Here is a 12,279-nt window from a genome sequence, read left to right as displayed (position 1 = left end):
TTAGCGCGATCATTACTAAACGATTACTTCATTACTTTATTTGGGCAGACAAAATCACTTGTAGGAACTTCAGTCAGGGCAATGGCGCCAAATCCGCCATCGATTTCCGTAAAATTCCTGTATCCTCTTGCCTGAAGAATGCTGGCCGCCATCATGCTTCGGTAGCCCCCGGCACAGTAAAGGTAAAAATATTCCGCCGGATTAATGAGGCCGATCCATTCATTAATATAAGCCAACGGCCTATTGTATGCTCCATCCACATGTTCTGCTTGGTATTCACTTTCCTTTCTTACGTCGATAATTTTGGTTTCTTTTTCCCTAATCTCTTTTTCAAATTGTAAGGCGGAAATCCTCTTTACCGAATCCGTTTCCTTTCCGCTGTTTCTCCAAGCGCGGAAACCTCCCTTCAGAAATCCCAACACATGATCGAATCCTACACGGCTCAAGCGGGTAACCGCTTCCTCCTCTTCATTTTCATTCGTAACGAGGAGGATCGGCTGTTTTACATCGACGATCAAAGCGCCGACCCAAGGTGCAAAATCTCCGTTCAGTCCGATATTAACAGATTGCGGGATAAAACCTTCTGCAAAATCCCCGTTGCTTCTTACATCCAGGATCAGAGCTCCGTAATGTTCTGCAGCTTCTTCAAATTCTTCCGGAGAAAGTGCCTGTAAACCGTTTGCCAATACTTCATCGAAACTGTCATAACCTTTTTTGTTCATGGCAACATTCATCCCGAAGTAAGCTGGTGGCGGCAGCAATCCGTCCGTAACGGCTTTGATAAAGCTTTCCCGGTCTTTCTGATTCAGGGCATAGTTGGTCCTCTTCTGGTTTCCCAAAGAATCTGCCGTTTCTTTCTGCATATTTTTTCCACAGGCCGAACCTGCGCCATGTGCCGGATAGACAGTGATGTTATCATCCAAGGGTAAAATTTTATTGTACAGGCTATCGTAAAGCAACCCTGCCAATTCTTCCTGCGTCATATCCGCAGCCTTCTGAGCCAGATCAGGACGGCCTACATCTCCCAAAAACAAGGTATCTCCACTGAACAATGCTTTTTCCTTACCGTTTTCGTCTATCAGAAGGAAACAAGAACTTTCCAAGGTGTGGCCGGGTGTATGAAGAACTTTTATCTTGAGGGCTCCCACTTCAAAAACCTGACCGTCTTCCGCAATAATGGCTTCAAATTCCGGTTTTGCCGTAGGACCGTAAACAACAGCAGCTTTTGTTTTTTTGCTTAAATCCAGATGTCCGCTTACAAAATCTGCATGAAAATGGGTTTCGAAAATATATTTGAGGGTAACATTATCTTTTTCCAGCCGCTCAATATAAGGCCGGGTTTCCCGTAGCGGGTCAATAATCGCCGCCTCATCATTTGATATTATGTAATAAGCGCCCTGTGCGAGACATCCTGTATACATCTGTTCTATTTTCATTTTTTATGATTTTAAATGTTATTGTTATTTTTTTATCTGAAACAAATTCCCGGATTCTGGATTTTCAGTACCGCTATTTTTGTTACAGAAGGATCTTATCCGGCTATGTTTCTTCGTACACTTCTGCTTCGGCCGGCCTTACCGGATGCTTCGACTAACTCAGAGCGGTAATCTGCAGCGGAAAATAGCTAAGTAAAAACGATTTTTTTCAAAATTTATGAACACAGCTCTTAGCTGCCAAAAAAATTAAAAGAAGATCTCCTTTATCATAATATACATTCCCATTACCAGAATGAACCATCCGAATACCGGTTTAAGTTTTTTCCCGTCGATTTTTTTTGATAATTCTGCACCGATGACAATCCCGGCAACAGCAATGGATGAGACCGTTGCCAATAATTTCCAGTCGATGGATGCTTGATGCATGGTAGAGAAAAAACCGATGAGCGAATTTAGGGAGATGATGACAAGCGATGTTCCGACTGCCACTTTCATCGGAGTTTTAAGGAGATTGACGAGCGCGGGAATGATCATAAATCCGCCGCCTGCACCGACCAGACCCGTTAAAATTCCAACTACCGAACCTTCGCCTGCTGCCAGAACCGAACGGTTTTTCTGAATATGCCCATTTTCAGACTGGTATGATGGACTTTTCCGGATCATTTTCCAGGAAGCCACCACCATTAATACGGCGAAGATCAGCAGTAATAAAGTGTCCTTCGTGAGTACTGCATGGTTAAAGGTAAAGACCTCATCGGGAATTAACGGCAAAATATAATTCCGGGTAAGTAAAATCGAAATAACGGAGGGAATTCCGAAAATGAAAGCCGTCCTGAGGTTCACCAATCCTTTCCTGAAATAAGAAACCGAACCGGCCACACTGCTGATCCCGACAATAAAAAGGGAATATTCGGTCGCCAGAAAAGCATCCAATCCGAAAAGATAAACCAGAACAGGAACGGTAAAAATGCTTCCCCCTCCACCTATTAAGCCTAATGAAATCCCTATTAAAACCGAAGCGATATATCCGAATATTTCCATTTTTTTCAACTTTATGATGCAAAATTGAGGAAACAAAAGATGGTGTACCGCTACTTTTGTTACACAAGATCATATTTTAGTTTAAAGGCTGGAAAAAGAGAAGCCCGGACGCCTAATCTGTCAACATATCGATAACAGTATGAACTATCAAATGATATTGCCTGTACTGCGTAAAAAGAAAATTCTATTTAAAATTTCTGATCTTTTCGTATTTGTCTTCTTAAACTACCGCAGATAAATTAAACATCATCGAATTCACAGTACCTTACAAAAGGATAATTTTATTGCGCCCAAGCTGGAGCTTACCTGAATCTTCGAGCTGTTTCAGCAGCCGGGAAACAACTACCCTGGCTGTTCCGAGTTCGTTGGCTAGCTGCTCGTGGGTAATAATCAATGTTTTGGAATCCTGGATTTCAGATTTTTTGTACAGGAGGGTCAACAGCCTTTCATCCACTTTTTTGAAGGCGATCGCATTGATGATGTCTAAAAGTTCTTCGAAACGTTTGTGATACAACCTGAAGATATAATCCAGCCATTCCGGATGTTCTTTTATAAACAGGAAAACCTTATCGACAGGTAAGAAAAGGATTTCGGTATCTTCTTCCACCTCGGCCTTTACGATGCTTTTTTCGTTATGCATGCCTCCGAGGAAAGACATGATGCAGCTCTCGCCCGCCGTAATGTAGTATAAAAGGATTTCCCGGCCATCCTCTTCGGTACGGATTACCTTCATCATTCCTTTCATCACAATCGGGATCGAGCGGATGGATGAATTTTCATCTAAAATAATATCGCCCTCATGGTAGGTTTTTGTAACTCCGTTTTTATAAAGTTTTTCCACGAGTTCCGGAGAGGATGTAAATTCTGAAGAAAGCACTGAATCCTGCATCATAAAATTTTTACCGCTAATTTACACCGATTTCATCAACAAAAAGCCAGGCCTGGGAATCTGCACCGGGATTTCCGGGAGGAATGATTCCTGCATTTTCTATTTTTATTTTTAAATATTTCGCCTTCTGATTTCCTAACTGCAGCCTGATTTTTCCTTTTGCAGCAAGGATTTCGTCTTTTCCGATCTCTTTGATCATTCTGAAGTCCGTACCGTTATCGGAAACAAAAACATGAACCGATTTGGCAAAATGGATCCAGCTTCCTTTGTTGTCCAATGTATTGAAATACACTTCCGAAAACGGAGTTGGCTGACCGAAATCAATGGTAGCCACAACATCTTTTCCCTGGAAGCCCAGCCAGGTTTTTCCCAACTGTCGTTGGTTTCCGATAATGCCATCTACCAATGTAAAGGCTCCGCCGAAAGAATAGTTTTCATTCGGTTGCTGTTCCAGCGTAATTTTTTTGCCGGTTGTTTTGGAAACGGTGAAATCCTGAGAGGAAATTGCACTTTTCAGCTGCCTGTTTTCAAAATAAGCAGATTTTATGGTCATTGATTTCTGAACAGGAATCGGATTTGTGTAAGCCGGTGAAGCTGCCGAAGGATCTGCCCCGTTTACCGTGTACCGGACTCCACTTGGACTTTGCGACGTTGACAGTTCGTACGCTATGCCATTGTCGGCAGCCATTACTTTTCCGTTAATGTTATAAATGCTTCTTGCATAGTGTACGCTCATCTTATCCAGGGTTTCAAATTCATTGATCACCCGGCGTTCAAATTCCTTGTAATTTTTTGCGTCTGAGGTTCCCCAGGCTACTTCGGAAAGGGCAAGCATTCTAGGGAAAATCATATACTGGACCTGCTTAAAATCCAGGATGTATTCGGTCCAGAGATTTGCCTGCACTCCTAAAATATATTTTGATTGCGTTACATTTAGTTCTTCAGGCACCGGCTGATAAGAATACACTTTATCTAAAGGCGTAAAGCCACCGAAAGCGTTGGGCTCGGTAGCCGGATCTCCCTGGTAATGATCGAAATAGCAATAAGCTCCTGGTGTCATGACGGCGAAATGCCCGGACTTGGCCGCTTCTACTCCACCTTTAATGCCGGTCCAGCTCATTACCGCTGCATTAGGAGCCAGTCCGCCTTCCAGGATTTCATCCCAGCCGATAATTTTCCTGCCTTTGGAATTGACGTATTTTTCAATCCTCTGGATGAAATAACTTTGCAGCCCGTGTTCATCTTTAAGATTATATTTTTTAATGAGTTCCTGACAGTGGGCACATTCCTTCCATCTCGTTTTCGGGCATTCGTCACCTCCGATATGAATATACTGCGAAGGGAAAAGCTGCATCACTTCATTTAATACATTTTCTAAAAAGGTAAAGGTTTCTTCTTTCGGGCAGAATACATCATCAAAAACACCCCATTTGGTTGCCGGTTCAAAAGGCCCTTTGGTACAGGCAAGTTCAGGATAAGCTGATAAAGCAGCCAATGCGTGACCCGGCATTTCAATTTCGGGAACGACGGTAATATGCCTGTCCTGAGCATATTTCACCACGTCCCTGATCTGATCCTGCGTATAAAAGTATGGCCCGTATGGTTTTCCGTCAAAAGTATTATCAACATACACCCCGATCATAGATTCTTTTCTTTTGGAACCGATCTGGGTAAGCTTGGGATATTTTTTAATCTCAATTCTCCATCCCTGATCATCAGTTAAATGCCAGTGAAAAGTGTTCAGCTTATACATGGCGAGATAATCGATGTACTGCTTTACTTCCTCCACCGTAAAAAAGTGACGGCTGACGTCGAGATGCATTCCCCTCCAGGCGAATTTCGGTTCGTCTTCAATCTTCATGGCCGGGATTTTTCCTGAATCCTTATATTGCCTGAATAGCTGAATTAAGGTCTGAAGTGCAAGAAAATAGCCTTGTTTCGTATTTGAGCTGATTACAATCTGCCGGGGAGAAATTTCGATGGCATATTTCTCTTCATTTTCCGGATTTCTTTTGGAAGGAGCAGAAAAAGGTACATTTACCAAATGAGCGGTTTCTTTTTTGCCGATACCAAATGTAAAAACATCCCGGATCTGCTTTTTAAAATATTCGGTTTCCAGCCTGGAAAGATTCTGGTCGAGCTTAAATTTTCCGGGAATGGTAAATTCGCCTTTCAACAATTCCACTTTCTGAGGATAAGGAATTAAATTCAATCGGTTCTGGGCAAAGAATAAGCCTGAAAGCAATACCGAACATATCAGTAAAAAACGCTGCATCTGATGGGTTTAAGATTTTAGCGAATATACTTATTTTCTGAAAATTTATAAGATCCTTTAACTTATTAAACCTTAAAACATCTAATTTTGTAAAAAATAAACGATGAGAAAAACATTTCTATTGATTGGAGGGCTTTTATTCTCGGTTTCTTCACAGGCACAGATCTTTGATGCTATTAAAACCGCAGTGAAGGATAAAACAGGTATCGACCTGAATGTACCTCAAACCACAAACAGTTCTACGGCAAGTACTACTCCTAAAACAAATTCAGGTTCTTCCGTTAATTTAGGAACCCTTACTTCTACACAGATTTCCTACGGATTGAAGGAAGCTTTGAGCATGGGTGTAAATGAAGGCGTGAAAAAGCTGGGCGTTACCGACGGTTTCTTTAAAAATGAGGCTGTAAAAATTCTGATGCCTGAAAAGTTAAGAAAGATCGATGCGACCTTACGTTCAGTAGGATTAGGAAGTTTGGCCGATCAGGGAGTCAAACTGCTGAACCGGGCCGCAGAAGATGCCGTAACGGAGGCCGCTCCGATTTTCACAAATGCCATTACTTCCATGACGATTACGGATGCCAAAAATATTTTATTGGGAAGCAATACTGCCGCTACCAACTATCTTCAGAGCAAAACCCAAAGCCAGCTGTTTACGGCTTTTCAGCCGAAGGTGAAGGCTTCCCTTGGGAAAGTCGGTGCCGACAAAGTATGGACCAATCTTATTTCCAAATACAATGCTTTTACGGGACAGTCGGTAACGACCGATCTTAATGCGTATGTGACGACGGAAACCATTAATGGTGTTTTTAAAATGGTTGCGGAAAAAGAGAATGGTATCCGGAATACGCCTGCTATGCGGACTACGAGTATTCTAAAGAAGGTTTTTGGAGCACAGGATGGCTATTGATTTCTTTTCTCTTGAAATCGGAGATTATCTCCTTAAAAGTCGATGAATGTTATTTCGACATCGTCAAACAAAAGAAACAAATTCAAGACTTGAAACTTTCCGCTAAAAATAAAATTAGCTAACCGCTAAAAACGATTGGAAACTATACCCTCTCCTAATTTGGTGTCTAACTTTTTGTGACGTTCTCCCCATTGTTCCATCTGGCTGATAATCGGTTTGAGTTCGTAGCCTATTTCAGTTAATTCATACACCACTTTCGGAGGTACTTCTGCGTATACCGTTCTGGTGAGGATTTTATGTTTTTCAAGTTTTCGCAACTGCATCGTCAGCATACGTTCGGTAATATTCGGAATTGCTTTTTTAAGTTCTCCGAACCGCATCTTACCGTTGGTTAACCATGAACAGATGACAAGCGACCACTGTCCGCCGATAATACCCGCTGCATATACCTCGGAACATTCGTCCGCCAGCATTTTTTTATTTTCAAAATGGGTGGATGTTTCCTTGATTTTCCCCATTACTTACCTTTTTTATAGTACCATACAATTAGCTGCCAATATAAGGAATTCGCGGTGAACATGCTATTTTTGTTATAAATAAATTGTTAAACAAAATGAATAATCAAACAAAAAACCAGTCGAAAATGAGCCATGCAGAACTGTTGCATGAAGCCAATGAGTTCGTAAAGAAAGGACAGTATGAAGATTTTTTAGCTTACTGCACGGAGGATACCCGTTGGGTTTTCATAGGCGAACGGATCCTTTCAGGCAAGGAAGAAGTAAGGGATTACATGAAAGAATTTTACCGGGAACCACCGGTATTCAGTGTCGACACGACTGTTGAAGACGGCCGCTTCCTGGCCGTAACCGGTGAAATTACGCTGAAGGATCAGAACGGAGTTGCCTGTCATTATGATTATTGCGATGTCTGGCAGTTTGAAGACGGGAAAATTGTGGCTTTAAAGGCTTATGTTGTCGAAAAAAAGATTTAATCCATAACTCTTTTATTACAATTAATCATTAACCTCATTAAAATATAAATGGCGGTTATAAGCCGGATTAACAGATTTATCAGCTTGCGAAAGCTTTTACAGTGCTTTAGTATTCAGGAAAAACCCATTGCTCAGACAGAAAATGAGGGCATAAATAAAGGCTGTTTCAAAAGAAACAGCCTTGTCTATTCTTATATGTAGTTGCCGGAAACTAAAAGTATACAGCCAGCCGCCCTCTAAAATTGCATTTCCGGGATTTCGCCTTCAATGATCAGTTCGGCTTCTGTTGATTTTACGATATGCTCTACGGAAACGCCCGGTGCTCTTTCAACAAGCCTGAATCCGGCAGGTGTAACATCTAAAACCGCTAATTCGGTAACGACTCTTTTTACACAGTTTACACCCGTTAAAGGAAGCGTACACTTTTTAAGGATTTTGCTTTCCCCCGCTTTGTTCACGTGCATCATAGCGACTATGATATTTTCAGCAGAAGCCACAAGATCCATTGCGCCACCCATTCCTTTTACCATTTTTCCCGGAATTTTCCAGTTGGCAATATCCCCGTTTTCCGCAACTTCCATAGCTCCGAGAATGGTTAAATCCACTTTCTGCGCACGGATCATTCCGAAACTAAAAGCAGAATCGAAGAAGGAACCTCCGTCCAGGATGGTGATCGTCTGTTTTCCGGCATTGATGACGTCTGCATCTTCTTCTCCTTCAAAAGGAAAAGGCCCCATTCCCAATACCCCGTTTTCGCTTTGGAATTCTACGGAGAGGTTATCCGGTACATAGTTTGCCACCAGGGTTGGAATCCCGATTCCGAGGTTTACATAATATCCGTCCTTTACTTCTCTTGAAATTCTCTGTGCAATTTGTTCTTTAGTCAGCATAGCTTAATCTTATCCCGCCAAATTAGCCATTTTTTCAGAATTACGAAATAATTTTCTTTCTTATCCTAAGGTAAATTTTCGTACTCAATTTGTTGTAAATTTGTAAACTTATGAAAGTTTTACTGCATTACCTGAAACCCTACCGTCTCCTGATTTTCATCTCCCTACTCTTAGCCTCTGTAAACCAGGTATTTTCACTATTTTCACCGGCTATTACCGGAAATATCCTGGACCGGCTGGTTACCCATCCCAACTTCTTCGATAAAGAGAAAACAATATCGAGAAACCTGAACGAATACCTGTATGGAAATGATATGTACCACGGGGTTTTCTATTTTCTGGGGCTTTTAATCGGAACGGCGATGATCAGCCGCATTGCGAAGGCTTTCCAGGATTATGTGGTGAATGTGATCATCCAGAAGTTCGGAGCCAAAATCTTCACCGACGGCCTGAGACATTCGATGAGACTGCCGTATCATGAATTTGAGGACCAACGGAGCGGTGAAACGCTTTCTATCCTGACAAAGGTACGTGAAGATACGGTGAAGTTTATCAATAATTTCATCAACATCTTTTTCGGGATTCTGGTAAGTATCATTTTCGTTTCGGTGTACGCCATCCGCCTGCACTGGTCGATCATGCCGGTATATATCATAGGAATCATTTTTATTGCCGTCGTTACAAACCTGCTGAGCAGGAGAATCAAGACTATCCAAAAGAATATAGTAAAGGAAACCACTGATCTGGCAGGCAGCACAACAGAAAGTCTCCGGAATATTGAGATTGTTAAAAGCTTAGGCCTTACCAACCAGGAAGTGGAACGCCTGAACAACAATACCTATAAAATCCTTAACCTGGAACTGAGAAAAGTGAAAAGTATACGTTCGCTGAGTTTTGTGCAGGGAACATTGGTTAATTTTTTACAGCAGATGATTACGTTCACCTTATTGCTGTTAATTTTTAAAAACGTTGTAACTCCGGGACAGTATCTTTCGCTGATGTTTTACGGATTCTTTATTTTCGGGCCAATGCAGGAAATAGGGAATATCATTATTTCCTACCGTGAAGCACAGGCTTCCCTCAATAATTTCGACCGGGTAATGAAAAAGGAAGTTGAAGCTAAGCCATTAAGCCCGAAGAAGATCGGGGCGATCGAAGAACTGGAATTCCAAAAAGTTTCTTTCCAGCACCAGACAGCACATTATAAGGCCCTGAATTCGATTTCATTTGATGTGAAAAACGGTGAAACCATTGCTTTTGTGGGACCGAGCGGTTCCGGAAAAAGTACGCTGGTAAAATTGCTTGTCGGCCTCTACCGTCCTCAGGAAGGTTCTATTTTCTACAATCATGTGGATGGAAAAGAGTTTGATTTTGATGAGCTGAGAAACCAGATCGGTTTTGTAACCCAGGACACCCAGCTGTTTGCAGGTACGATTAAAGAAAACCTGCTGTTTGTAAATCCGGCAGCAACTGAAGAAGACCTGCAGTCGGCTTTGAAAAAATCCAGCTGCACCGGACTTCTGGAACGCGCCGAAAACGGAATTGAAACGGTCATCGGGGAAGGCGGCCTGAAACTGAGCGGCGGGGAAAAGCAACGGATTGCCATTGCCCGGGCTTTATTGAGAAAACCGCATTTGCTGATTTTTGATGAGGCAACCTCCGCCCTGGACAGCATTACCGAGGAGGAAATTACGACAACCATTAAAGAAATCTCCAAAGAAAAAGAGCAGATTACAGTCCTGATTGCCCACCGTTTAAGCACCATTATGCATGCCGACCGGATTTATGTGCTGGAACGCGGAAAAATTGTGGAAACCGGTTCGCACCTTAACCTGATTGAAGAGAAAGGACTGTATTATGCAATGTGGAGACAGCAGATCGGGGAAAGGAAGACGATGGGAGTTTGATGGATAGATGATGGGTGATGGAAGTTTAAAGAATTGTTTATTGTTGTACACTTTGTATTTTTCAACGAATATAAAAAACAAAAACCGTGAAAGTTTCACGGTTTTTTATTTTTAATCTTTTTTTCTTACGGTTCGCTGTTCGATTCTTTTTTCGAATTTTTCACCCTGGAAAATTCTTTGGATCATGATTCCGGGGATATGGATTTGGTTCGGGTCCAGTTCGCCCGGCTCTACAAGCTCTTCTACTTCGGCAATGGTGATTTTTCCGGCTCCGGCCATCGGATGGTTGAAGTTTCTTGCGGATCCTTTGAAAATAAGGTTTCCGGCATGATCGCCTTTCCACGCTTTTACGATAGCGAAATCGGCTTCATAGGCAAATTCCAGGATGTGCGGTTTTCCTTTGAAGTCTTTTACTTCTTTTCCTTCTGCCACTTCGGTTCCGAAGCCTGCCGGGGTATAAAATGCCGGAATTCCCGCCTGTGCCGCCCTGCATTTTTCCGCCAGCGTTCCCTGAGGCGTCAGTTCAACTTCCAGTTCGCCGGAGAGCATCTGTCTTTCGAACTCTGCATTTTCTCCTACATAAGAAGAAATCATCTTTTTGATCTGCCTTTTATGAAGCAGCAGGCCAAGCCCGAAATCATCCACACCGGCGTTGTTGGAGATACAGGTAAGATCTTTTACATCACTCTCTACCAAAGCATTAATGGAATTCTCAGGAATTCCGCAAAGGCCGAAACCACCCAGCATGAGGATCATACCATCTTTAATTCCTGCGATGGCTTCCTTTGCATTCTGTACTCTTTTATCTATCATGAACTATCAGATTTTCTGTTGGCTAAATTTAATACTTTTTCTCATATCCCGACGAATGGGGAATAACTTCATTGGAGAAGGATCAATTTTAGGAGATTGATGGCTAAGTTAACACCGATTCAAAAGGCTGGAAGAGCGATGCTGGAGGCTGGAAGTTTTCAGTCAATATCAAAAATAGATACTAACGCATCAAACTTTTCTAAAGATTTCTGACTATTGAAGTTTTAACTGTGGTATAACTATAAAAGGCAATTCATATCTCTACCAAGATAATAAATAAAGGCCTCATGCCAAAAATGAAGTCTGCTGCCCTAGCCCGGATCGCAGCGGTTACCCCACAGCGGAGTTGGAGGATTTTGGAGTGGATGGATTTGGTGGTGGCGTGCTTTGGAGAAGGTTGGCGCGAGGAGTATGAGCGGAGAGCCGGAAAAAGCTCTTGAAGAAAAATTTCCATCCTGCCTGGATTATTTTGTCAGCAACGGTATAAAAACGTGGTCTGGATTTTGGTTGTGATTATACTACACCAATTAAATTACAAGATATGGAAACGAAAGACATTTCAAGAATTGCGTTAGGCGCATTTCTGATCACCGCAGGAATCGGACATCTCACTTTTGCCAGAAAGGCTTTTCAGGCCCAGGTTCCGGAATGGGTACCGCTGGACAAGGACGATACCGTTGTTTATTCCGGCTATGCAGAGATTGCTTTAGGAACCGCAATGATTGCCACGCCTAAAAAATACAGAAAGACCATGGGAAAAGTGGTTGCAGGATTTTTCGCTGCCGTATTCCCTGGAAATATTGCCCAATATAAAAACAGAAGGGACTCATTCGGTCTGAATACCGATAATGCAAGACTTGGAAGGCTGTTTATGCAGGCACCGCTGATTGCGTGGGCACTGAAATCGACAGATGAGGAATAAAATTCAGGATGCAGATATAAATTGTCAGGAGCGGGAAAGTTTAAACTTTGTCGCTTCTTTCAGTCTGTACACTTCTTTTCTATTGAATTGTAAGGATTACCGAGGTTTAAACTATCAGTTATTTTCTAAAGATTTCATTATAAATTATTTGGGAAATTAAAAAAATGTTTTGTACATTTGCAACCTGTTATTCAACCTCTGACGAAGT

11 protein-coding genes are annotated in these 12,279 nt (G+C 42.1%); 4 read left to right on the top strand and 7 right to left on the bottom strand.

Annotated features, from left to right (window positions below):
- Positions 1-23: 23 nt before the first annotated feature.
- The 4 genes from ACED20_RS16795 to ACED20_RS16780 all read right to left on the bottom strand — a co-directional run bounded on the left by ACED20_RS16795 (position 24) and on the right by ACED20_RS16780 (position 5,641).
- Positions 24-1,436 carry an MBL fold metallo-hydrolase gene (locus ACED20_RS16795; RefSeq protein ID WP_345767634.1) on the bottom strand — a complete coding sequence of 471 codons (1,413 nt, stop codon included), beginning with the start codon at positions 1,434-1,436 and terminating at the stop codon, positions 24-26.
- Between the two features lie 246 nt (positions 1,437-1,682).
- On the bottom strand, positions 1,683-2,477 hold the full coding sequence (locus tag ACED20_RS16790; RefSeq protein ID WP_294202607.1) for a sulfite exporter TauE/SafE family protein: 795 nt from the start codon (positions 2,475-2,477) through the stop codon (positions 1,683-1,685).
- A gap of 265 nt (positions 2,478-2,742) precedes the next feature.
- Positions 2,743-3,369 carry a Crp/Fnr family transcriptional regulator gene (locus tag ACED20_RS16785; RefSeq protein ID WP_378105883.1) on the bottom strand — a complete coding sequence of 209 codons (627 nt, stop codon included), beginning with the start codon at positions 3,367-3,369 and terminating at the stop codon, positions 2,743-2,745.
- Positions 3,370-3,382: 13 nt separating this feature from the next.
- Entirely contained in the window at positions 3,383-5,641 is a 2,259-nt protein-coding gene (locus ACED20_RS16780; RefSeq protein ID WP_378105880.1) for a beta-N-acetylhexosaminidase, read from the bottom strand.
- A gap of 103 nt (positions 5,642-5,744) precedes the next feature.
- Between ACED20_RS16780 and ACED20_RS16775 the strand changes: the two genes are divergently transcribed.
- Positions 5,745-6,548, top strand: coding sequence for a DUF4197 domain-containing protein (locus tag ACED20_RS16775; protein ID WP_294202611.1), 804 nt, complete (start codon positions 5,745-5,747; stop codon positions 6,546-6,548).
- Positions 6,549-6,673: 125 nt separating this feature from the next.
- On the opposite strand, the gene ACED20_RS16770 is transcribed toward ACED20_RS16775, so the two are convergent.
- Positions 6,674-7,066: a helix-turn-helix domain-containing protein gene (locus ACED20_RS16770; protein WP_294322128.1), complete on the bottom strand. Its 393-nt coding sequence runs from the start codon at positions 7,064-7,066 to the stop codon at positions 6,674-6,676.
- A gap of 95 nt (positions 7,067-7,161) precedes the next feature.
- On the opposite strand from ACED20_RS16770, the gene ACED20_RS16765 reads away from it, so the two are divergent.
- Positions 7,162-7,539, top strand: a complete 378-nt coding sequence (locus tag ACED20_RS16765; protein ID WP_294322126.1) for a nuclear transport factor 2 family protein — start codon at positions 7,162-7,164, stop codon at positions 7,537-7,539.
- A 236-nt stretch (positions 7,540-7,775) separates the two neighbouring features.
- On the opposite strand, the gene ACED20_RS16760 is transcribed toward ACED20_RS16765, so the two are convergent.
- Positions 7,776-8,429 (bottom strand): 3-oxoacid CoA-transferase subunit B, encoded by a 654-nt coding sequence (locus ACED20_RS16760; RefSeq protein WP_294267650.1) that lies wholly within the window; start codon positions 8,427-8,429, stop codon positions 7,776-7,778.
- A gap of 110 nt (positions 8,430-8,539) precedes the next feature.
- Here ACED20_RS16760 and ACED20_RS16755 point away from each other — a divergent pair, with 110 nt between their 5' ends.
- Positions 8,540-10,336, top strand: a complete 1,797-nt coding sequence (locus ACED20_RS16755) for an ABC transporter ATP-binding protein (RefSeq protein WP_378105875.1) — start codon at positions 8,540-8,542, stop codon at positions 10,334-10,336.
- A gap of 111 nt (positions 10,337-10,447) precedes the next feature.
- Here the strand turns inward: ACED20_RS16755 and ACED20_RS16750 are convergent, their stop codons facing one another.
- Positions 10,448-11,149 (bottom strand): CoA transferase subunit A, encoded by a 702-nt coding sequence (locus tag ACED20_RS16750; RefSeq protein ID WP_378105872.1) that lies wholly within the window; start codon positions 11,147-11,149, stop codon positions 10,448-10,450.
- A 541-nt stretch (positions 11,150-11,690) separates the two neighbouring features.
- On the opposite strand from ACED20_RS16750, the gene ACED20_RS16745 reads away from it, so the two are divergent.
- Positions 11,691-12,071: a hypothetical protein gene (locus ACED20_RS16745; protein WP_294202620.1), complete on the top strand. Its 381-nt coding sequence runs from the start codon at positions 11,691-11,693 to the stop codon at positions 12,069-12,071.
- The last annotated feature ends 208 nt before the right edge of the window (positions 12,072-12,279 follow it).

Source organism: Chryseobacterium sp. sg2396, from assembly GCF_042610505.1.
Classification (GTDB): domain Bacteria; phylum Bacteroidota; class Bacteroidia; order Flavobacteriales; family Weeksellaceae; genus Chryseobacterium.
Note: the sequence above shows the minus strand (reverse complement) of the source record. Positions and strands in the feature narration are given on the sequence as shown.